The 25,088-nt window shown below is 34.2% G+C and carries 17 protein-coding genes; all 17 read left to right on the plus strand.

The genetic code is table 11. From position 1 onward, the window contains the following. The first annotated feature begins 46 nt into the window (after nt 1-46). Entirely contained in the window at nt 47-346 is a 300-nt protein-coding gene (locus K1X16_RS07830) for a helix-turn-helix domain-containing protein (protein WP_195872709.1), read from the plus strand. Continuing rightward, entirely contained in the window at nt 343-639 is a 297-nt protein-coding gene (locus K1X16_RS07835; RefSeq protein WP_225035675.1) for a helix-turn-helix domain-containing protein, read from the plus strand. Before K1X16_RS07830 ends, K1X16_RS07835 begins: the two co-directional genes overlap by 4 nt. Continuing rightward, nucleotides 626-1,534: a BT4734/BF3469 family protein gene (locus K1X16_RS07840; RefSeq protein WP_225035676.1), complete on the plus strand. Its 909-nt coding sequence runs from the start codon at nt 626-628 to the stop codon at nt 1,532-1,534. Before K1X16_RS07835 ends, K1X16_RS07840 begins: the two co-directional genes overlap by 14 nt. Beyond that, entirely contained in the window at nt 1,531-3,267 is a 1,737-nt protein-coding gene (locus K1X16_RS07845) for a DUF3987 domain-containing protein (RefSeq protein ID WP_225035677.1), read from the plus strand. The genes K1X16_RS07840 and K1X16_RS07845 overlap by 4 nt, the downstream gene beginning before the upstream one ends. Nucleotides 3,268-3,422: 155 nt before the next feature. Further along, the gene (locus tag K1X16_RS07850; protein WP_225035678.1) at nt 3,423-3,719 is read left to right on the plus strand and encodes a helix-turn-helix domain-containing protein; all 297 of its coding nucleotides are present in this window, start codon (nt 3,423-3,425) and stop codon (nt 3,717-3,719) included. Nucleotides 3,720-3,721: 2 nt separating this feature from the next. After that, a complete protein-coding gene (locus K1X16_RS07855) occupies nt 3,722-4,045 on the plus strand; it encodes a hypothetical protein (RefSeq protein WP_225035679.1) in 324 nt (107 codons plus the stop codon). Nucleotides 4,046-4,073: 28 nt separating this feature from the next. Further along, complete coding sequence (locus K1X16_RS07860; RefSeq protein ID WP_225035680.1) at nt 4,074-6,182, plus strand: Piwi domain-containing protein; 2,109 nt, start codon at nt 4,074-4,076, stop codon at nt 6,180-6,182. A gap of 63 nt (nt 6,183-6,245) precedes the next feature. Then, nucleotides 6,246-6,641: a hypothetical protein gene (locus tag K1X16_RS07865; protein ID WP_225035681.1), complete on the plus strand. Its 396-nt coding sequence runs from the start codon at nt 6,246-6,248 to the stop codon at nt 6,639-6,641. Nucleotides 6,642-6,764: 123 nt separating this feature from the next. Beyond that, complete coding sequence (locus K1X16_RS07870; RefSeq protein ID WP_225035682.1) at nt 6,765-11,099, plus strand: CusA/CzcA family heavy metal efflux RND transporter; 4,335 nt, start codon at nt 6,765-6,767, stop codon at nt 11,097-11,099. Nucleotides 11,100-11,103: 4 nt separating this feature from the next. Beyond that, complete coding sequence (locus tag K1X16_RS07875; RefSeq protein ID WP_195872700.1) at nt 11,104-12,309, plus strand: efflux RND transporter periplasmic adaptor subunit; 1,206 nt, start codon at nt 11,104-11,106, stop codon at nt 12,307-12,309. 2 nt (nt 12,310-12,311) lie between these two features. After that, complete coding sequence (locus K1X16_RS07880; protein WP_195872699.1) at nt 12,312-12,725, plus strand: Fur family transcriptional regulator; 414 nt, start codon at nt 12,312-12,314, stop codon at nt 12,723-12,725. A gap of 57 nt (nt 12,726-12,782) precedes the next feature. Continuing rightward, a complete protein-coding gene (locus K1X16_RS07885) occupies nt 12,783-14,735 on the plus strand; it encodes a heavy metal translocating P-type ATPase (protein WP_225035683.1) in 1,953 nt (650 codons plus the stop codon). Nucleotides 14,736-14,797: 62 nt separating this feature from the next. Next, nucleotides 14,798-15,211: an HYC_CC_PP family protein gene (locus K1X16_RS07890; RefSeq protein ID WP_225035684.1), complete on the plus strand. Its 414-nt coding sequence runs from the start codon at nt 14,798-14,800 to the stop codon at nt 15,209-15,211. A gap of 108 nt (nt 15,212-15,319) precedes the next feature. Continuing rightward, on the plus strand, nt 15,320-19,072 hold the full coding sequence (locus K1X16_RS07895) for an efflux RND transporter permease subunit (RefSeq protein WP_225035685.1): 3,753 nt from the start codon (nt 15,320-15,322) through the stop codon (nt 19,070-19,072). Then, a complete protein-coding gene (locus K1X16_RS07900; protein ID WP_225035686.1) occupies nt 19,069-20,286 on the plus strand; it encodes a TolC family protein in 1,218 nt (405 codons plus the stop codon). Before K1X16_RS07895 ends, K1X16_RS07900 begins: the two co-directional genes overlap by 4 nt. Before the next feature lie 3 nt (nt 20,287-20,289). Further along, complete coding sequence (locus K1X16_RS07905; protein ID WP_225035687.1) at nt 20,290-22,563, plus strand: multicopper oxidase domain-containing protein; 2,274 nt, start codon at nt 20,290-20,292, stop codon at nt 22,561-22,563. A gap of 14 nt (nt 22,564-22,577) precedes the next feature. Then, nucleotides 22,578-25,079, plus strand: a complete 2,502-nt coding sequence (locus tag K1X16_RS07910) for a heavy metal translocating P-type ATPase (RefSeq protein WP_225035688.1) — start codon at nt 22,578-22,580, stop codon at nt 25,077-25,079. Nucleotides 25,080-25,088 lie beyond the last annotated feature (9 nt).

Here is a 25,088-nt window from a genome sequence, read left to right on the forward strand (position 1 = left end):
ATGACATTTGGCCAGATGTCCATTTACTATATTAAAATTATTAGTTATGGACGAAATATTAGAACGTCTCAAAATTATTGAAGAACACGTTTTAGACAGAAACATTATTGTAAAAAACGTATTGAGCTTTAACGAAGCGTGTAGGTTTTTGGAATTATCACAATCCCATTTATACAAACTTACAAGTACCGGAACCATTCCACATTACAAACCGAATGGTAAGAAAATTTATTTTAATCGTGTAGAGTTAGAACAATGGTTGTTAAGTAACCGTGTGGACTCACAAGACGAAATCGAACAGCAAGCTGCCGATTACCTAATTAAGAAAGGAGCGGTAAAGTTATGACAGAAATAATCGATTTACTCTTGGCACTCTCTCAAGAAATAAAGGACTTAAAAACACGTATCGAATTGTTACGACAATCGAGAGCAGAAGTATTAAAAGATGCGTGGATAGACAATCAAGATGTATTGCAGACCTTACACATTAGTAAGCGAACTTTACAAACTTTTAGAACTAACGGAATATTGCCTTACAGTAAAATAAAAGGCAAGTTCTATTACAAAGTTGCTGACATAGAGCAATTGCTTCAAGACAACTACTACAACCATAATTTCAAGTACAATGGAGATAAGTAGAGAAGCAATTTTAGATAAAACACATTATGGTTTAAAGATTTATGCCTACGTGTTAAGACAGTATTATCCTGATACAACAGTCCTTTCCGTAAAAGGAAGGGACTGCGGGATAACTCGTAACCCATTTAATGGTGGAAAAGAAACTTTACGGATTCATATTGATGGAGTGATTGCAACCCATAGAGATACCGAAATTGAAACTTTTAAAGGTGATGTATTTGAATTTGCACAATATCATTTTAAAACCATTGATGAAGCAGAATTATTGCAGAAAATAAATGAAGCACTACATCTAAATTTAGAAATCAAGGAAAACGACGAATTAGAATGGTTTAACGAACCAGACAATACCTGGTATGCTTACTGTAGCTTTTTCAAAGCACCTGTTCGCAATGTATTTCCTGCGGAAACAATGCGACTGCATCAAATATTTGCATTAATCACAAGTGATAAATACAAAGCGATTACCGAAGAGTTAAGAGCAATAACAGATGTAAAAGAGGCACGTAAATTCAAAGCGAATCGCTTTGATTACGTCACCTTTTCAGGAACATTTGAAAAACGTAACGATAAAAAATTGTTACAACATTCCAATTTGCTAACAATTGATTTCGACCATTTAGAAAATATTCCAAAGTTTAAGGAACAATTATTAAACGATGAATACTTTGAAACCGAAATGCTATTTATTTCGCCATCTGGCGATGGTTTAAAATGGATTATTCGGATAGATATTTCCGAAACATCACATTCAGAATACTTTACAGCAGTAGCAAATTACATTAAACACACCTATAACATTGAGGTTGACCAGTCAGGTAAAGACGTTTCCAGAGCGTGTTTTTTACCATACGACCCAACAGCCTTTTTACATAAAAGACATCAAGCATTATGAGCAAAATATTTAATCCAAAAGAATGGTTAGAAGTTCCAAAAGAGCAACAACAACCAACAAGCAACAAGGCAACAACTCACGTTGTTGCTGTTGCTAATAACGATATAGAATCCTACATAACTGCTATTGAACAGGCTGGTATTGATATAACTGGCAATTATGCTATTTGGCGTGATTTAGGTTTCGCATTAGCTGAAGAATATGGAGAAATAGGTAGAGATTATTATCATAGAATTAGTAAAGCCTATGTAGGTTATGAAACTAAAGAATGTGACGAGCAATTTAATAAATGTCTAAAAGCAAAAGGACACGGAATCACAATTGCAACCTTTTATCATCACGCACACCAAGCAGGTATAAGAGTACCAAAAAACGAAACGATAATAGCAGAACAAAAAGAGGGAAAGCAACAAGAATCTATGCCTACTATTCCAGAAAAGGTATATAATTCGCTTCCACAATTTTTACAACAAGTTGTAAATCCTGCAAGCAGTCAAGAGGAAAAGGACATTTTATTATTGGGTGCTTTAACAGCTTTTAGTGCCTGCTTCCCAAAATTATTTGGAATCTATGACCAGCGTAAAGTGTATGGTAATTTATACTTATTCGTAACTGCACCTGCTTCTGCAGGTAAAGGCAGACTTAACCAAATTAAAAATTTGGTAGACCCTGTGCATAAATTAAAAAGAGAACAAGCCAAAGTATTAAAGCAGCAATTCCAAACGGAAACAGCTACTTATAATATGAATAAAGGAAAAGATGAAAATTTAGAGAAACCAAGCAAACCACCAGAACGAATGCTCTTTATTCCTGCTAATAATAGTGTAACAGGAGTCTATCAATTAATATCAGATAATGAAGGTAGAGGATTGATTTTTGAAACCGAAGGCGACACGTTAGCACAAGCCTTTAAAAGCGATTATGGTAATTATTCCGATGGATTTCGTAAAGCCTTTCATCACGAAACTATAAGCTATTATCGCAGAACTGATAGAGAATATGTAGATATTGAAAAACCGTGTTTATCTACTGTATTGTCTGGCACACCAAAACAAGTAGCAACCTTAATTCCTAATGCAGAAAATGGTTTATTTAGTCGTTTTATGTTCTATTATATGAATATAAAACCAACTTGGAAAAATGTATTTCAAAATAACAATAATATAAGTTTAGATGATTACTATAATCAATTAGGTAATGAGTTTTTAGGCTTGTATAAAACACTTAAAAACAATCCAGAGATTGAAGTACAACTATCCAAATCACAACAAGAGCAATTCAATATATTTTTCGAATCATTACAGACCAAATACATTAACCTGCAACCCGAAGAGTATATTGCAACCATTAGACGATTAGGATTAATTGCATTTAGAATAATGATACTATTTACCGTTTTTCGCATTATGGAAGATGGCGATGTTAATGCTACTAAAGAATGTGAAGATGTGGACTTTGAAAATGCTTTAACCATTATTTCAATTTTAGTTAAGCATAGTAGTAAAGTGTTCAACGATTTACCTATTGAGCAAAAAACCACGAAGCGGTTAAATAGAAAAGAACGCTTTTTAGAGCATTTGCCAAAGCAGTTTAATCGACAAGACTATTTAGACTTGGCAACCAAACAGAGCATACCTCATAAAACAGCAGAAGGTTACATTACCAAATTTGTAGAGGCTGGATTAATACATCGAGAAGCTCACAATGTATATTCAAATACTACAAAAGAGTAATTAAGGATTTTAAGGATTAAAGGATATGAGTTAAACGATTTCCTCAAATCCTTAACTTCCTCATTTGCTGTTAATAACTGTTTATATCTTTTTCTTACTTCTTTCTTTCCTTTTCTTAAATTAGACAAATATTGACAAGTCTAAATAATTCTATTATGGAGTTTGGAGAATACATACGTTCATTACGCGAAAAGCGCAATATGCTTCTACGTGAAATGGCTGCAAACCTAAATATGGATGTAGCCTATTTAAGCAAAATAGAGCGAGGAAATCGTATGGCAAGACGCGAACAAGTGGTCGCTTTTGCAAAAACATTGAAAGAAGACGAAAACGAATTAATTAAGCTATGGATGTCTGAACAAATTGTATTGATGCTCAAAAATGAAAAAGAGCGTACGGAAATCCTCAAAATAGCTGAAGAAAAAATTAGTAAGATTGGTAAAACTAAATAAATATGGTAACAGAAGAAATAAAAGCAATGCGTTTAGAAGCATTTTTAAATAGAGCACACAAGTTTGATGGGAGAATTAAAACACCCAAAAAAGGTGAGTATTATTCCTTAACGAGAGCGGAAGAAAAAGGTAACCCACAAAAGGAACTCACAATTTTAAAGAATAGAATTGAACAGGCTATTGAAATTTTCTTTAAGCAAAATATAGATTACCAAACAGAAGAAGGCTTAAAAGTTTTAGGCTCTCTAAATGCACAAGCAAAAAACAGCAATGATGTTGCTACTGTAATTGAAAAAGGATTATTAATAACAGAACAATTTAAATAGGGTTTATGTAACTACTAAAGACATTTCTATGGAACACCTCAAAACCAACATACTTAACTTTAAATGGCCTAATAGCGCACCTACATTTTTCTTTTCTTTAGAAGATATAGAAGGCAGTCACCCAATCCATAAATCAAAGTTTTCAAGGCAGATTAAAGAGGCGTTTCCAGATATAGACCTATCACAAACAGACCAAATATATACCACCTATACCAATAAAATACCGAATGCACCAAGCATAAAAATTAATTTGGTTAATGGTAGAGAACTACGCATTTACAAACAATTCCTTAAACACCAATTAAGAAATTATTTTCAATCAAAAGATTATATAGTTGTCAAAAACTTTGTAGGCGATGTACAAGTGTGGATGCCTTCTATAAAAGGCAATACAGAGCATTATAATTTGTATTATAAGTTTTCATTCAAAATACAATTTGCAAAGTTAACCGACTTACCAGAACTTATCGTATCGTATGATGGTACATCAAAAGTCCTTAATACTTCTGTTAAGGGTATTGAGGATACAGAGTTAATTAGGCGTTGTGTATATGGTCAAAAGACAATTAACTATCAAATGGACCTTGACACAGAAGAAAAGGAAGAATTTTATAATGCTATAGAATTTGACAAGGCATTTCCAATTTTTAGTTTACCGTTAGCCAGAGCATTAGATATTCCTATTGAAGAACCAGTAAGACCAGCCAATAAATATCAAAAGTATGTAGCACTTATTAATAATTTTGCAACCAATTATCTATTCAAAGAAGATTTTAAAGCCATTTTCCCATTTAAAGAAGATGCGTTTATAGATGTACCACGTAACCGTATAAATCATATAGACCCACAATTGGGTTTGCTGGAATTTGGCAAAGACCAATTTGGCAATAAAAAAACGCATTTAGTGCCTAAATTGGCAATGAATAACCTAAATCCTTATAAGAGACCAAATAATCAGAACATTAAGTTTTTCTTTGTGTACCATACCTCTCATAAAGAAGCCATTAAATCCTTTTATAACAACCTTAAATCTGGTGTTACCTCTCAAAAAAAGTATTTCAAAGGGATTGAAGATTACGTAAATATTAAGGCTGCAACTTCTAAAGAACATTTCATTGAGTTCACTAACCAAAACGACCCAATACCAGAAATTACAGAGCAATTAGAAAAATTATCTTTCGACCACGATACTGTTCGCTATGCAGCATTTTATTTAAGTCCTTTTGATAAGTTTACGCCAAATGCAGAAGACCGCGACATCTATATTCAAATCAAAGAACTGTTCTTAAACGAAGGCATAGTAACCCAAGTTGTAGATTATCATAAGATGGTTGAGAATATCGAAAACCAATACAATTTTCAATTTTCGTTACAAAATATGGCATTGGCGATACACGCTAAATTAGGCGGTGCACCTTGGAAGTTGGCAGTAACCGACAAAAAAGAATTAGTAATTGGTGTTGGCGCATTTACCAATCAAGGCGAGAATAGGCGTTATATAGCAAGTGCCTTTAGTTTTCAAAATAATGGCTTATTTAGAAAGTTTGAATATTTCGACCAAACAGAAACAGACCTGTTAGCAGGTAGTATCTGTAAAGCTATTAGAGATTTTACATCGGTTGCAGAAGCAGATAAAGTGGTCATTCATTTTTACAAGGAAATGAGTTACGAAGAGTTAAAACCCATTATAAGTGGGATGCATTCATTAGGCTTAAAAGTGCCTTTATACATTCTCAACATCAATAAAACAGAAGCAGAAGATATTATTGCTTACGACCTTAATTGGAATAAAAAATTAATGCCAGTTAGTGGTACATACATACGTATTAGTGAAAACCAATTTCTGTTGTTTAACAACGCACGTTATCCCAATTCACAACGCTATGCAGATACAGATGGTTATCCATTTCCAATAAAAATTAAAATAAGCAGTCCAGATGAAGATGCTTTTGAAGATGCAAATGTAGTATTAGAATTATTAACGCAAGTATATCAGTTTAGCAGACTATACTGGAAATCACTACGACAACAAAATGTACCAATTACCATAAAATATCCTGAAATGGTTGCACAAATAGCACCACGCTTTAATAATGGTGTTCCAGATAATGCAAAAAATGCTTTATGGTTTTTATAATTTACCAATCAATTTATTTGCACAACTTGTGCATTGATTAATTTGTATATTTGTCTAAATTATATGAAAATAATTGTTTCCATATCAATGTCTATTTTATTCTTTTTTCAAGGGATAAGCATAGATATGGACTTTTGTGGCCCAATTAAAGAAATTTCAAATGTAATTACCCATTATCAAAACCATAAAGTTTATGGCGACTCTTTCTTTGAATATTTAGTTGAAGACTACATTGACAGCGATGCTAAAAATGAAGAACATCATCATAACCCAGATAAGGAGAATACACCAGTCCATTCCCATAATCAGTGTTGTCACCCTTTGGTATTAATTATTGCGAACAATAATTTGGCTTTAACCAAGCAACTAAAATTTGAAGAGAAAAAACAGTATAATTTACATAAAGTAGACTTCACTTCCAGATATTTGGAATCACTTTTCCAACCCCCTAAAGTATAATTCAGTTTTTTTAAAGGATAACTATATCCAATTTTGAACCTAAAAGGTTCTTATCATTTCGTGTAATTCTATTTCTTATATCAGAATTGTATCGAATAGTTTAACTGAATTAATACATTTTATATGATTAATAAAATCATTGATTTTTCAATCAATAACAAATTCATTATTGGTTTGCTTACGCTTACCATAATTGGAGCAGGTATTTGGAGTATGACCAAAGTACCAATCGATGCTGTTCCAGACATTACTAACAACCAAGTACAGGTTATTACGCAAGCACCCAATTTAGGTACAGAAGATATTGAACAGATTGTAACCTATCCTATTGAGGTGGCAATGAGCAATCTTCCCGATGTTCAGGAAATTCGTTCTATTTCACGTTTTGGCTTATCTGTGGTTACCATTGTGTTTGATGATGATATGGGAACTTATCTACCACGCCAATTAGTAGCCGAAAAACTAAACGAAGTCAAAGAACAAATTCCTGCTGGTTTTGGAGAACCGACTATGGGTCCTATTTCCACAGGTTTAGGTGAGATTTATCAATACACCTTAAAAGTAGCACCAGAGTATAAAGACAAATACAACATTGCAGATTTACGCTCAATACAAGATTGGATTGTACAGCGTCAAATGGCAATGGTAGAAGGTGTGGTTGAGGTAAACGCAATAGGTGGGAAAATTAAACAATACGAAGTAGCGGTTGACCCAAACGATTTAAACGCTATTGGTTTAACCATTACCGATGTGTTTAATGCACTTGAAGCCAATAATCAAAACACAGGTGGTGCATATATTGAAAAAAACCATCAGGCAAATTTTATTCGTGGTGAAGGCCTGGTACGCAGTTTAGATGACATTAAAAAAATCACAGTCAAGAATATTAATAATATTCCCGTAACTATTGGAGATATTGCTACGGTACAATTCGGTTCTGCAATACGTTATGGTGCATTAACCCAAGATGGTGAAGGCGAAGTTGTAGGTGGTTTGGTGATGATGCTAAAAGGTGCTAATTCCAATGATGTTATCGCAAATGTAAAAGAGCGAATGGCTCAAATAGAAAAGTCATTACCAGAAGGTGTAATCATCGAACCTTTGTTAGACCGAAGTAAGTTAATAGCAGAAACAACTTCTACTGTAACCACAAATCTTATCGAAGGTGCATTAATAGTAATTTTTGTCCTTATCTTCTTATTGGGTAATTGGCGAGGTGGTTTAATTGTCGCTTCAACCATACCATTATCCTTATTGTTTGCTTTTATCTTAATGAACGTTTTTGATGTTTGGGTAAACTTAATGAGTTTGGGTGCAATAGATTTCGGAATTATTGTAGATGGAGCTGTAATTATTGTAGAAAGTACAGTATTTCTAATTGCATCACAAGTACTAAAAAAGAAACAACTAACATCCAAAGAACGAGATAAAGTTGCTTCTAATGCTTCAAAAAAGATGATGAATGCTGCGTTTTTTGGACAGTTGATTATCCTTATTGTTTTTCTACCCATTTTAGCCTTACAAGGTATAGAAGGAAAGATGTTTAAACCAATGGCACTGACCTTTATTTTCGCTATGATTGGTGCAATGGTACTTTGTTTAACGTATGTACCAATGATGTCTGCTTTAGTTTTAAGAGCACCTATAAATGATAAAAAATCCTATGGAGACCGATTTGTGCATTGGGTTGAAGATAAATACCAACCTTTATTGGTTAGAGCATTGCGAAAAGGTAAATGGGTAATTGGTATTGCAGTTGTGCTGTTCGGGATAACGGTTTTTATGTTTTCAAGAATGGGTGGCGAGTTTATCCCACAACTCGATGAAGGTGATATTGCATTTCACGCTATTTTAAAACCAGGTAGTTCACTTACAGAAACTATTGAGACCACTACCAAAATAGAACAAATAGTAAAAGCCAAATTTCCAGAAGTCGAAAAAATAGTCAGTCGTATAGGCGTTGCCGAAATACCAACCGACCCAATGCCAATGGATTTAGCAGATGTTTTTGTGATTCTGAAACCTAAAAGCGAATGGACATCAGCAGAAACAAAGGATGAATTGATTGAGAAAATAAAAGAAGCGGTTGAAATCGTTCCTGGTGTTAATTATGAGTTTACCCAACCTATTGAAATGCGTTTTAATGAGTTACTTGAAGGTGTTCGTGAAGATATTGCCATAAAACTCTATGGTGAAGAAATTGACATCTTATCCCAAAAAGCCGAAGAAATATCTAAAATTATTGCAGGTACAGAAGGTATTGGAGATATGAAAGCGGAAGCCACAACAGGTTTGCCACAAATGACCATTAATTACAATAGGAACAAATTGGCACAATACGGACTTCAAATAAATACACTGAATCAAACCGTACAATCTGCATTTGCAGGTGGTACAGCAGGTGTGATTTTTGAAGGTGAAAAACGCTTCGATTTAGTGGTGCGTTTAAGTTCTCAAAACCGAAAAGATATTTCAGATGTTCAAAACCTGTACATTAATTTACCTTCTGGTACTCAAATTCCGTTACGTGAAATTGCTGATATAAGCTACAAAGCAGGACCAATGCAAATCAGTAGAGACAATACCAATAGAAGAACCTATGTTGGCATTAATGTAAGAGGTCGTGATGTAAAATCTTTGGTAACTGAAATAAAATCAAAATTAGATGCACAATTGGAATTACCATCAGGTTATTTTATTCGATATGGTGGTGCATTTGAAAATCTGGAACGTGCCAGCAACCGTTTACAAACCGTTGTACCTATTGCATTGTTGCTCATTTTTATATTGATTTACTTTGCTTTAAAGTCCTTACCACAAACCTTAATGATTTATATAGCCATTCCAATGGCAACTATTGGTGGTGTAGTAGCCTTATGGTTGCGTGATATGCCATTTAGTATTTCGGCAGGTGTTGGTTTTATTGTGTTATTTGGTGTTGCGGTATTAAATGGTTTAGTAATGATAAGTGGCCTCAACGAATTAAAGGAAGAAGGTGTTACCAATCTAAAAGATAGAATTGTTGAAGGTACTAAACGAAGAATCAGGCCTATTATGCTAACCGCTTTTACAGATGTATTAGGCTTTCTACCAATGGCGATTTCATCATCAGCAGGTGCAGAAGTACAACGTCCATTGGCTACTGTGGTAATTGGTGGGTTATTAACTTCAACTTTACTAACACTATTTGTGTTACCTATTTTATACCATTGGGTAGAAAATAAATCATTTAGGTTTAAACCGAATAAAAAGTTAGTAACAGCGTCTGCTATGGTATTATTACTATTCGGTTTTACAACACAAAGTAATGCACAAGAGATAAACGATACAATTCCCGAAATTTCATTACAGGAAGCTATAAAACTCTCAAAAAGTAATTATCCAATGCTCAAACAACAGCAATTGGAAATCACTAAACAAGAACAATTAAAAGCGACTGCCTATGATTTTGGTACTACTCAAATTTTTACTGGTGGAGAAGAAATTGATAATGGTAATGGCATTTATACAACCATTGGTGTTGGTCAATCTAATATTGATGTATTTGGTATTGGTTCTAAAAAGAAGCTACAAGAACAACGGATACTATTGGCTCAAAAAGCCTTTCAACTTTCCGAATTGGAATTAGAATTAGAAGTAAAAAAGGCTTGGTCAAAATGCTATCAAATGAAGCGAAACTATCATTTGTATAAAGAATTAGATTCCATTTATTCCAAATTTGAACAAGCAGTAGCTTTAAATTATGAAGTCGAAGCCATTTCTAAATTAGAATATTCAGCAGCAAAAAATCAAGCGTTTCAAATTCAAAATAAAAAAGTACAAGCCTATAGTGATTATCTTATTGCCTTACAGCAATTCAATTTGTGGTTGGTATCAGAAGAAATTTTTACAGTTTCAGATGAATTTGATGTAACTGTAGATATGGAGATGAAAACGTTTGATGTTGAAAGCCATCCGCTTTACAGTATGTCACAGAATATTGTAGATGAAGCTGAAGCCAAATACAAAGCTGCAAAAACAGATAATTTGCCAAAGTTCAATTTTCAAGGTGGTTTACAAAAAGTAAATGGTAATTCAGGATTTTACACGTATCAAGCAGGAATTTCCATTCCGTTTTTATCAGGTTCTAACAAAGCTCAAGTTAAAAGTGCCAGAATTGATAAAGAAATAGCCGAAACCAATGTAGCGTTCAAAAAACAAGCAATAAAATCAAGGTTTGTTCAGGCTAAAGAAAATTATATCAAATGGAAAACATCTTGGGAGTTTTACAAAGACCAAGTATTGCCATTAACAAAAGAGCAAAAAACAGGTGCATTACTAGCATATAGAGAAGGCGAAATTGATTATACTGCATTTACGCAGTTGATTAAAGAAGCCATTCAATCAGAATTGGAAGCACAAACAACATTAGTAAATTATTTAGAAAGCACATTTCAACTACAATATTTTAATCAATAAGACAATGAAAAGTAAAACATATAAAATCCTTATCGTAATGGTGTTAACCATTTTTGTGTCAGCTTGCGGAAATAAAGAAAGCCATAACGAAAATGATGGTCATTCCCACGATGAAGAACAAAACACAGAAGTTAATGAAGCAAATAATGAAAGCGAAGAAGTAATGCTTTCACAACAACAATTCGATGCGTTAAAAATGAAAATCGATACACTTGCATTGCGCAATATGAGTGGTTATGTAGAAGCAAATGGAACGTTAGAAGTACCACCACAAAACGAAGCAGCCATAACTACAGTTGTTGGTGCAAATGTCGTTTCAATTGAAGTTATTGAAGGAGATAAAGTCAATAAAGGTCAAGTAGTGGCTTATCTATCACATCCAAATATTATACAAGCGCAAACCGATTACTTAAACGCTTATAGTAATAGTAATTTTTTGAAAAAGAATTATGAACGTCAACAAAAGTTATATGAAGCAGGTGTAGGTTCTGGTGCTAATTTTCAAAAGGCAGAAGCAGAATATGATGCCTCAATAGCAATGGTAAATGGTCTCGAAGCACAATTAAAAATATTAAATATCAATACCTCTTCTGTTCGTAATGGCACAATTGCACAACGTATTGCCTTGCGAAGTCCAATAGAGGGTTTTGTGCAAAAAGTTGAAGTAAAAACAGGACAATATGTAGAACCTCAAACCGAATTATTTGAAATTGTAAATACGCATCACGTTCACGCAGATTTAATGGTTTTTGAAAAAGATGTATATAAAGTACAGAAAGGTCAAAAAGTAAACTTTACAGTACAATCAATTCCAAATACAGAACTTACCGCAGAAATTTATTCTGTTAGCAAAACGTTTGAGGACAATCCAAAAGCAGTTCACGTACACGCAGAAATAGAAAACAAAAAAGGCAATTTAATTCCTGGAATGTATATTCAAGGTAAAATTCAAGTTGAAAATACAGAAACAAAAGCATTACCAGAAAGTGCCGTTATAAAAGAAGGCGATAGATATTATGTGTTTTCAGTAGAAAAAGAAAATGACGATTGGAGCTTTAAACCTATCGAAGTAGTTATAGGCACTAAAGATGGTCTTTGGGTTTCAATTCAATTCGTTGAAAACGTGGAAATTAACACGCAATTCGCATATAATAATGCGTATTACCTTAACGCAGAAATGAAAAAAGGGGAAGCAGAACACGCACATTAATTATGAACACAATAGAAGAAGTATTAGAGTCAAAAGATATTCGCATAACAGCAATGCGTTTGCTTATATATAAGTTTCTTGCAGAAAAAGAGGTCGCTGTTACTTTAAGTGATATTGAAAATGCTTTTGAAAAGGCAGATAGAACGACTTTATACAGAACTGTAAAAACATTTGAAGATAAAGGAATAGTCCATCAAATAGATGATGGTACGGGAATTACAAAATATGCGCTCTGTGAAAAAGGATGTAATTGTGAAATTGAAACCGATTTACACTTGCATTTCCATTGTATTAATTGCAATAAAACTATTTGCTTAACAGACCATAAAATCCCTCAAATAAAAGTACCAGATGGTTTTGTGTCTGAAAACGTCAACTTGGTTGTAAAAGGTATTTGTGATAAATGTAGTAGCTAAAAATGCACTTCCATTGCAGTTGATTTTAAGGCATCTTTGAAATAAATTTAAGAATCAATGAAAAAAAAGAAACTAAATTTAAAAGACCTAAAGGCACATTCAGAAAATGAACATAGTCACGATGATGGACATAATCACGGAAGTGAACCGAACAATTTTAAAGCATACATTCCAGCAATAGTAAGTTTTACAATGCTCATTGCTGGTATTGCTTTAGATTATTTTAATGTTACATTCTTTAAAGACTGGATAAGAATTATTTGGTATGGCATAGCCTATATTCCTGTTGGTTTTCCTGTGGTAAAAGAAGGATGGAAAAGTATTACAAAAGGCGATGTTTTCACAGAATTTTTCTTAATGTCAATCGCTACAATTGGAGCATTTATCATTGGCGAATATCCCGAAGGTGTTGCGGTAATGTTATTTTATGCAGTTGGCGAATTGTTTCAAAATGCAGCAGTCAATAGAGCAAAAGGAAATATAAAAGCATTATTGGATGTTAGACCGAAAGAAGCCAATGTGTTTCGTGAAGGTGATTATAAAAGTGTTTCGCCAGAAGATGTAAACATTGGAGAGAAAATTCAAATTCGTGTTGGTGAAAAGATTCCATTGGATGGTGTTTTATTATCTGAAAAAGCATCATTAAATACCGCAGCTTTAACAGGCGAGAGTAAACCTGATTCCATACAGAAAGAAGCAAAAGTTTACGCAGGCAGTATTAATTTAGAAAGTGTTATTGAAGTTGAAGTAACCAACAAATTTGAAGATAGTTCTATTGCCAGAATATTAGATTTGGTTCAAAATGCAACAGCACGTAAATCTAAAACAGAATTATTTATCAGACAGTTTGCACGTATATATACACCAATAGTGGTGTTTTTAGCTATAGGTGTAACATTCATTCCTTACTTTTTTGTAGATGATTATGTGTTTAGAGATTGGTTATATAGAGCCTTAATTTTCTTGGTAATATCTTGTCCTTGTGCGTTGGTCATTTCGATTCCGTTGGGTTATTTTGGTGGATTAGGCGCAGCTTCTAAAAATGGAATTTTATTTAAAGGCGCATCTTTCCTCGATGCAATGACGAAAATAAACACCTTGGTAATGGACAAAACAGGAACGGTTACCAAAGGTGTATTCAAAATAAAAGAGGTTAAAGCAATTGGTTGGGAAGAAGCCGAATTTATGAAATACCTAATGGCAATGGAAGAACAATCTACTCATCCAATCGCTAAAGCAATTTTAGAGTATAAAGCAGAAGGAGAAGATTTTGAAGCACAAGACGTTTCTGAAATTGCAGGTAAAGGATTAAAAGGCATTGTAAATGGTAAAACAGTTTTAGTAGGTAATAAAGCCTTAATGACTACGAATAACATTAATGTTCCATCGGAAACGGTATCTATTGTAGAATCTATTGTATTAGTTGCAATTGATAATCAATTTGCAGGGTACGTGGTCATTGCAGATGAATTGAAAGAAGATGCCAAAGAAACAATTGTTAATTTACAAAAAGTAGGCATTAAAAATATTATGATGCTTTCAGGTGATAAAGATTCCATTACTCAACAAGTCGCTAAAGAGTTAAATATTAAAAGTGCTAAAGGTGGATTATTACCAGAAGATAAATTGAATGAAGTTGAAACATTAAAGAAAAACCCAGAAAACAAAATAGCCTTTATTGGCGATGGCATCAACGATGCACCAGTTTTAGCAGCGAGTAACGTTGGTATTGCGATGGGTGGTTTAGGTAGTGATGTCGCAATAGAAACCGCAGATGTTATTATTCAAACTGACCAACCTTCAAAAGTAGTGAGAGCCATTAAAATAAGTCGTTCCACCCGCAAAATTGTTTGGCAGAATATCATTTTAGCATTTGGAGTAAAAGTTGTTGTTCTAATTTTGGGTGCAGGTGGCTTGGCAACAATGTGGGAAGCGGTATTTGCAGATGTAGGAGTGGCATTATTGGCTATTTTAAATGCAGTAAGATTACAACGGATGGAATGGCGTTAATCCACTAAACTTCTGTTAAACAAAATCAATAGTTGTTAAAATTTTATACCTTTGCAATAAGTATGAAGCAAGTATTACATAAAATAATGTCCTTATTAATGGCTTTTGTAGTGTTATTTTCTACAATGTCATTTACTATGAATATGCATTATTGTGGCGATACTTTAGTGGAAACTGCTATATTCAATAAAGCAAAAGGTTGCGGAATGGAAATGGAAAAACCTTCTACAGAAGGTTGCTCTATAACCAAGAAAAATTGTTGTAATGACGAACAGTTAGTCATTGATGGTCAAGATGAATTAAAACTAAATTTTGACAAACTTACTTTTGAACAACAACAATTTGTAGCTTCATTTATATATACTTACATCAACCTTTTTGAAGGTTTAGATAAAAATGTATCTTCTTACGAAGAGTACAAACCGCCACTCGTCATAAGGCAACTCTACAAAATAGACGAGACTTATTTAATTTGATTTTTAAACTTTAGACTGTTTTATCCTATGGCTTTATGTTATAAGGATAATTTGCTGTATTCGGTGTTGTCGTAACACCAATGTCTAACTGTTTAATTATCAAACAATATGCTTAATAAAGCAATTAAATTTCTTATCGAGAATAAACTCGTTGCAGTACTTCTACTCGTCCTTTTTGTAGGTTGGGGAACAGTAAACGCACCTTTTAATTGGGATACTGGATTTTTACCAAGTAATCCTGTAGCTGTAGATGCAATTCCAGATATTGGAGAAAACCAACAAATTGTATTTACAAAGTGGGATGGTCGTTCGCCACAAGATATTGAAGACCAAATTACCTATCCATTAACCACTTCTTTACTCGGTATTCCAGGAGTAAAAACCATTCGTAGTTCGTCTATGTTTGGCTTTTCAAGTATCTATATCATTTTTGAAGAAGACATAGAATTTTACTGGAGTCGTAGTAGAATATTAGAAAAACTTAATTCCTTACCAAGCGGATTATTACCAGAAGGTGTCAATCCTGCTTTGGGTCCAGATGCCACAGGATTAGGACAGATATTTTGGTACACGCTGGAAGGACGTGATGAAAACGGAAACGTTACTGGTGGTTGGGATTTACAAGAATTACGCAGTATTCAAGATTACTATGTGAAATATGCCTTGTCTTCTGCAAGTGGTGTTTCTGAAGTAGCTTCTATTGGTGGTTACGTGCAAGAATATCAAGTCGATGTCAATCCAGAATTAATGCGACAATACAATATTGGGTTAAACCAAGTGGTAAAAGCAGTAAAAGAGAGCAATAAAGACATTGGTGCACAAACCTTGGAAATCAATCAAGCAGAATATTTAGTTCGAGGTTTAGGATATGTAAAATCCATTTCAGACATAGAAAATGCAATCGTTACTTCCGAAGATTATACAGCAATACGAATTAAGGATATTGGTAAAGTTTCATTAGGTCCTGCAACCAGACGTGGCTTATTAGATAAAGAAGGTGCAGAAGTTGTTGGTGCGGTTGTAGTCGCTCGTTATGGAGCGAATCCGATGGAAGTAATTAATAATGTAAAAGAGAAAATCAACGAATTAAGCGCAGGATTACCTTCAAAAGTATTACAAGATGGTAGAACATCACAAGTTACCATAGTACCGTTTTATGACAGAACAGAGTTAATTCAAGAAACATTAGGCACACTTAACGAAGCCTTAACGCTTGAAATATTGATTACCATTTTGGTCATTATCATTATGGTGTTTAATCTTCGAGCTTCAGTTTTAATTTCTGGACTATTGCCTGTTGCAGTTTTAATGGTATTTATTGCAATGAAACTCTTTGGTGTAGATGCAAACATTGTTGCTTTATCAGGCATAGCAATTGCTATTGGTACTATGGTCGATGTTGGTGTCATACTTTCAGAAAACATCATTAGGCATCTTGATGAAAATGAAAATGTCATTCCGACAGAGCGAGGAACGAGCGACGAGGAATCTCATAAAAAGTTACCCATAAACACATTAGTCTACAACGCCACAGCCGAAGTATCTGGTGCAATCGTAACCGCAGTAATGACGACAATTATCAGTTTCATTCCTGTATTTACAATGATTGGTGCAGAAGGAAAATTATTCAGACCATTAGCTTTTACAAAAACGTTCGCTTTAACAGCATCTATTATTGTAGCCTTATTTTTAATTCCACCATTTGCAGCATTTTTATTCAGAAAGAAAAGCATTAAAACCAATTTTAAATATGTTTTAAATGGTGTTTTAATAGCTTTAGGAATCGTAGCAATAATTTATGGGTATTGGTTAGGATTGATTTTGATAGCTTTCGGAATCACAGCATTACTTAATCTTCAAAATAAGATAAAAGAGAAACAAGCTAATCTTATCAATATCATTATTTCAGCATCAGCAATAGTATTCTTGTTAGCCGAATATTGGAGACCATTAGGTGTTGATAAAAGTATCTTCTGGAATCTCATTTTCGTAAGTGTTATATGCTTTGGTTTATTAGGTGTTTTTTCTTTATTCATCAAGTATTACACTCGTATTTTAAAATGGTGTTTAGATAATAAATTAGTGTTTTTATCTGTGCCAACAGCTATTGTAATAGCAGGATTTTTCATTATGAAAAACACAGGTAAAGAATTTATGCCATCATTAAATGAAGGCTCATTTCTGCTAATGCCAACGTCTATGCCTCATTCTGGCGTAGAAGAAAATAAAAGGGTTTTACAGCAATTGGATATGGCAGTAGCCAGCATTCCAGAGATAAAAACGGTTGTGGGTAAAGCAGGTCGTACAGAATCAGCTTTAGACCCAGCACCTTTATCAATGTATGAAAATATCATTCAGTACAAACCAGAATATATGCTGAATGAAAAAGGCGAACGCCAACGTTACAAAGTAAATGATGATGGTTTTTTTGAATTGAAAGATGGTCGTTTTATTCCGAATCCAAACAATACAGAAAATGTCACCTTGAGCGCAGTCGAAAGGTCTCAATTAATAGAAGATAATGATGGTGTGTTTTATAGAAACTGGCGACCAGAAATACAATCACCAGACGATATTTGGAACGATATTGTAAAAGTCACCAAATTGCCAGGCGTTACATCAGCACCAAAGCTACAACCTATTGAAACCCGATTGGTAATGCTTCAAACAGGAATGAGAGCACCTATGGGAATTAAAGTAAAAGGTCAAGACTTAAAACAGATTGAAGCGTTTGGTGTGCAATTGGAAAACATCATCAAAGAAGCTAAAGGGGTTAAAAAGGAAGCTGTTTTTGCAGACCGTATCGTAGGGAAACCCTATTTGTTAATTGATATTGATAGAGAGAAAATTGCACGTTATGGTATCTCAATACAAGATGTACAAGATGTACTTAAAGTTGCAGTTGGCGGAATGGTATTAACCCAAACCGTTGAAGGTCGAGAACGATATGGTGTACGCGTACGTTATCCAAGAGAATTACGAGCAAACCCAACAGACTTACAACAAATTTACGTGCCAGTTGAAAAAGGAAGTCCTGTGCCTTTAAGCGAATTGGCAACTATAAGTTACGAACAAGGTCCACAGGTCATTAAAAGTGAAGATACCTTTTTAGTTGGCTATGTATTGTTCGATAAACTAGATGGTTTTGCCGAAGTCAATGTAGTTGAAAGCGCACAAGCTCTAATTCAGCAAAAGATAGATAGTGGCGAATTAGTAGTTCCAAAAGGTATTAACTACCAATTTACAGGAACGTATGAAAACCAATTAAGAGCAGAAAAAACCTTGTCGGTTGTTGTGCCTTTAGCATTGGCAATCATTTTCTTGATTTTGTATTTCCAGTTCCGTTCAGTAGGAACATCATTAATGGTATTCACAGGTATCGCAGTAGCGTTTGCAGGTGGTTTTATTATGATTTGGTTGTATGGTCAAGGATGGTTTTTAAACTTTAATTTCTTTGGCGAAAATCTACGTGATTTATTCCAAATACACCCAATTAATTTAAGTGTTGCAGTCTGGGTAGGCTTCATTGCGCTTTTTGGAATTGCAACCGATGATGGCGTAGTAATGGCAACCTACTTAACACAGACATTCGATAGAAATTCACCAGAAACTAAAAAGGAAATTAGAGCCTCTATTGTAGAAGCAGGTGAAAAACGAATCAGACCTTGTTTAATGACTACAGCTACGACCATTTTAGCATTATTACCAGTATTAACCTCTACAGGTCGAGGAAGCGATATAATGATACCTATGGCAATACCAAGTTTTGGTGGAATGCTTATAGCCTTAATCACTTTGTTTGTTGTACCAGTATTGTACAGCTGGAAAGCCGAATTTCAACTTAAAAGAACATCAAAATGAAAAATATAATTCTAATAATCAGCATTTTGTTTGTTTCCGCTTTCGCGAAAGCACAAGAGCTTCAATCCTACATTCAAGAAGCAGAATCAAACAATCCAGAAATTCAAAAGTTTAAGTTGCAATATAAAAGAGCTTCAGAAAAAGTAAATGAAGTGAATACCATTCCGAATACCGAATTTGGAGTTGGTTATTTTGTAAGTGAACCAGAAACACGAACAGGAGCACAACGCTTTAAAGTATCGGCTAAACAAATGTTACCGTGGTTTGGTACAATTACGTCAAGAGAAAATTATGTGAGTTCGTTAGCGAATGCTAAATATGAAGATATTGTTATCGCAAAGCGAAAACTAATGGCTTCGGTATCGCAATCCTATTATAATTTATACGCCAATAAAGCAAAGCAAGAGGTCTTAACTGAAAACATTAAACTATTAGAAACTTATGAGACGTTGGCATTAACTTCTGTTGAGGTTGGTAAAGCATCCGCAGTAGATGTGTTGCGATTGCAAATGCGTCAAAACGAAATGCAACAATTAAAAGATGTATTGCAACAACAGTTTTTAGCAGAACAAACTAACTTCAATAATCTATTGAATAGAGATAATGATGTTACCGTGAATGTGGTAGATAGTTTAATGATACCTTCAGAAGACTTTGATATTACTTTTGAAAAATTAGTATTACATCCTGAATTACTAAAATTTGATAAACTCTATCAATCCATAGAGCAATCAGAATTATTGAATCAAAAAGAAAGCAGTCCAATGATTGGTTTTGGATTAGATTACATCAATGTTGCTGAAAGACCAAATATGGATTTCAGCGATAACGGAAAGGATATTGTAATGCCAATGGTTTCGGTATCTATCCCAATTTTCAATAAGAAATATAAATCGCAAACCAAGCAAAACGAATTGCAACAGCAAGAAATAACAGCTCAAAAACAGGAACGTTTAAATGCATTGGAAACGCTTTTAGACAAAGCGAATAACGAACGCATTTCTGCAAGAATAAGTTATGCTACCCAAACCAAAAACCTAAAGCAGGCCAAAGATGCAGAAGATATTTTAATCAAAAGCTATGAAACAGGAACGATTGATTTTAATGATGTTTTGGATATTCAAGAGTTGCAGTTAAAATTTCAAATGAACCAAATAGAATCTGTGAAGACCTACTATGTGCAAAGTACAATCATTAATTATTTAATTCAGTAAACAATGAAAACATTTAACACAATATTTCTCTTGTTTCTAACTTCAATGGCATTTGCCCAAGTTGGTACAAATGGTGAAGATAGAAAAGAAGAAGGCCGAAACATACAAGAGTATAACCTTACTATAGAAGAAAATGAAATAACCCTTGCAGGTGTAACTGCAAACGGAATGACAATTAATGGTGGGATTCCTGGTCCTACTTTAGAATTTAATGAAGGTGACCTCGCTATTATTAATGTAACCAATAAAATGGATGAAGAAACATCTGTACATTGGCACGGTTTAATACTTCCTAATTTTTATGATGGTGTTCCTTATTTAACAACACCACCTATAAAACCAAATACTACATTTCAGTATAAAATACCTATCAACCAATCTGGTACATATTGGTATCATTCCCACACGATGTTGCAAGAGCAAAAAGGGGTTTATGGCTCAATAGTTATTAAGCCTAAAGAAAAGACCTTGGACTATGATAAGGATTTAGTTGTAGTCCTTTCCGATTGGACAAATGAAAAACCAATAAATGTACTGCGAAACCTTAAACGAGGAAATGAGTGGTATCAGGTTAAAAAAGGAACAGCGGTACCATTAAGCAGGGTTATAAAAGAAGGTGCATTAGGTGCACAATTCAAATTTTGGCGCGATAGAATGGAAGGTGCAGATATTGCAGATATCTACTATCCTGCGTTTTTAGCCAATGGTAAAAAAGTTGCAGAATATCCAGAGTTTAAAACAGGTGAAAAAGTACGACTACGTTTTATTAATGCATCTGCTTCATCTTATTATTGGATGGATTTTGGTGGTGGTAACCCGATGATTGTTGCGAGTGATGGTGTGGATGTAACACCAAAATATAAAAACCGATTTCTTTTTGCAATTGCCGAAACCTATGATGTGATTGTAACCATTCCAGAAGGCACATTGGAAATTACCGCAACAGCACAAGATGGTTCTGGTAATATGTCCATTCGTTTAGGTAGCGGAAAACTGTATCCAGCAACAGTTATAGACAGACCAGATAAAGTAGCTATGATGAAGCAAATGGCAAAAATGGATATGAAGATGGGTGCACCTGCTTTAGTAGGAAATAAAAACAGTAACACACCAGAAGTCCTAATGCAGAAATATGGGATGAAGATGAATATGGATATGAAAGATGGACAGATGGAGAATGAAATGAATATGGAAATGAAAAAGGATGTGATGCCAATGAATCATAAGATGATGCAAAAGGACAACACTTCATTTAATTATGATACACGTAAAACGTATTTCAACTATGATTTTTTAAAGGCAAAGGAAAAAACCACTTTTAAGACAGATGCGCCAGTAAATGAAATTCTACTTAATCTAACGGGTAATATGCAACGCTATGTTTGGAGTATGAATGGTACACCATTGTCCGAAACAGACAAGATTAAAATTAAAAGTGATGAGGTTACAAGAATCACCTTAAATAATCTAACAATGATGCATCACCCAATGCACTTGCACGGTCATTATTTTAGAGTGATTAATGAAAATGGAGAGCGTTCGCCATTAAAGCACACGGTTAACGTACCACCAATGCAAAAAATGGTCATCGAATTTTATAATGAAGAATATGGTGACTGGTTCTTTCATTGTCACATATTATATCATATGATGGGTGGTATGGCAAGAGTATTTAGTTATGATACACCACGAGATGAAAGGATGAAGCCTTATCCAGTACAAAACCTAATTGACGAGACAGACCATTATTATTCTTGGGGAATGGCTCGAACAGGTTCAAACTTCAATGAACTTTTTTTAACCACAAGTAATATCAGAAATGAATTTGGTTTAAGAGCCGAGTTAGATTATGATAAAAATCTTGAAGCTGAAGTTAGTTACAATAGATACCTCAATGATTGGGTTCGTTTATATGTTGGTGTAAATACTGAAACCGAAATCCCAAATTCGTATGATGAGTTTAATACTGTAGGGTTGATTGGTATAAAATATTTTACACCCTATAGATTTAATGTAGATGTGAGTATGGACCATCAATTGCGCCCAAGAATACGTCTGGACAGGGAATTATTGATTTTTCCAAGAATTTTCTTGGAAGGAGAATATGAGTACAGAGCAGATTTTGGATGGGTTAATGAGTTAGAAAACAACAAATCTTATGAAGGTGAAACTCAATGGCTAATTGGAGCATCGTACATCTTATCTCGAAATTTTTCAATTCAAGGGAATTATAACAACCGATATGGTTGGGGTGGTGGACTTTCAATTAGATTTTAAATAAAATTATAACAATGAAACACACATATCACATACACGGAATGACCTGCAACGGTTGTCGCAGTCACGTTGAAGAAACGCTCTCTAAAGTAGAAGGTGTTTCAAAAGCAACAGTCGATTTGGATAAGTCAGAAGCTACCATCGAAATGGAATCGCATATTCCCATAGAAACTTTTCAAGAAGCCTTAAAAAAGGATGGTGATAGATACAGTATTCATAAACAAGGTGAACAGAATCAACATTCAAAAGATAAAAAGAAAGAGCAACCCAAAGGAAAAGGCACAGGCACATTTTATTGTCCTATGCATTGCGAAGGCGATAAAACTTATAATGAACCAGGCGATTGTCCTGTTTGCGGAATGGATTTGGTGGAAGAACAAAATCTATCCACATCAACAGCAGAACAATGGACGTGTCCTATGCATCCAGAAATTGTAAAAGAAGAAGCAGGTTCGTGTCCTATTTGTGGGATGGATTTAGTGCCAATGGAAGCAGATAGTTCAGCAGAAGAAAAAACGTATAAAAAGCTATTAAAGAAATTTTGGATTGCCACAGCATTTACCTTGCCCATTTTCTTAATGGCTATGAGCGAAATGCTCAATAACAATCCGTTGTACGATATAATGGAACAGAAATATTGGAACTGGATTCAGTTTGCATTATCAATTCCAGTAGTGTTTTATGCCACTTGGATGTTCTTTGAACGTGCCTATAAAAGCATTAAGACTTGGAATCTCAATATGTTTACACTTATTGGGATTGGTGCAGGTGTGGCGTGGTCGTTTAGTGTTTTTGGTATGTTCTTTCCAGACGTATTTCCAAGTCAATTTAAAACAGAATCAGGTGCAGTTCACGTCTATTTTGAAGCAGCAACTGTGATTTTAACGTTAGTGCTTTTAGGTCAATTGTTAGAAGCTCGTGCACATAGTAAAACCAATTCGGCAGTAAAAGAACTGTTGAAATTAGCACCTAATAAAGCCATAAAAATAGTAGATGGTGAAGAAGTTGAAGTCAGTATTGACGAGATAGAACTTAATGATATTCTAAAAGTGAAACCAGGAGATAAAATTCCTGTGGATGGTGTGATAACTGAAGGCGAAACAACTATTGATGAATCTATGATTACAGGCGAACCTATTCCTGTAAACAAATCTCAAGAAGATAAAGTAAGTAGCGGAACCATTAATGGGAATCAATCCTTTTTAATGAAAGCAGAAAAGGTAGGAAGTGACACTTTATTATCACAAATCATTCATATGGTTAATGATGCCAGTAGAAGTCGTGCACCTATTCAAAATTTAGCAGATAAAGTTTCAGGCTATTTTGTGCCAGTTGTAGTTCTTATTTCTATTATCACATTTATTGTATGGTCTATTTGGGGACCAGAACCAGTTTATGTGTATGCGTTTGTCAATGCAATTGCAGTACTAATCATTGCTTGTCCTTGTGCTTTAGGTTTAGCAACACCAATGTCTGTAATGGTTGGTGTGGGTAAAGGTGCTCAAAATGGTGTATTGATTAAAAATGCTGAAGCTCTTGAAAAAATGGATAAGGTAAATACGCTTATCGTTGACAAGACAGGAACAATTACCGAAGGAAAACCAACAGTTGAAACCGTTGGAGCTTTTAATGATGCTTTAAGCGAAAAAGAAGTGTTACAATACATCGTGTCATTAAATACAAATAGCGAACATCCTTTGGCAGAAGCGACAGTTAAATATGGCAAAGAACACAACGCAGAAATTTTAAAGTCCGAAGATTTTAGTGCTGTTACAGGAAAAGGTGTTGAAGCGACAATAAAAGATAAAAAAGTAACATTAGGTAATCCTAAAATGATGGAATATGCTAAAGCAGATGTTACATCGACAATGAAAGACGAAGCTAAATCTTACCAAAAACAGGGTAAAACAGTTTCTTATTTGTCAATAGATGAAACCGTCGTTGGATATGTAGTTATAGGCGATAAGATAAAAGAAACAAGTGCTAAAGCCATTAAAGCACTTCAAGATAAAGGGATAGATGTAATAATGCTAACAGGTGATAATCACAATACAGCACAAGCAGTAGCATCAGAACTAAATCTTGCAGATTTTAAAGCCAGTATGCTACCAGAAGACAAACTCAAAGAAGTAGAGAAACTACAAAAAAATGGAAAAGTAGTTGCTATGGCAGGTGATGGCATTAATGATGCACCAGCATTGGCAAAAAGTGATGTAGGTATTGCAATGGGTACGGGAACAGATGTAGCGATAGAAAGTGCTATGATAACACTCGTAAAAGGCGATTTACACGGTATTGTAAAAGCAAAAAATTTAAGTAATGCTGTAATGAAGAACATTAAGCAAAACCTATTTTTTGCACTTATCTACAACACTTTAGGTGTGCCTATTGCAGCAGGTGTGTTGTTTCCATTCTTCGGAATACTACTCTCGCCAATGATAGCAGCTTTAGCAATGAGTTTTAGTTCGGTTTCGGTAATAGGTAACGCACTACGATTAAGAACAATTAAAGTATAACTATAAAAT

Origin of the sequence: Winogradskyella sp. SM1960, assembly GCF_020179375.1 — a bacterium.
In the GTDB taxonomy this organism is placed as follows: domain Bacteria; phylum Bacteroidota; class Bacteroidia; order Flavobacteriales; family Flavobacteriaceae; genus Winogradskyella; species Winogradskyella marina.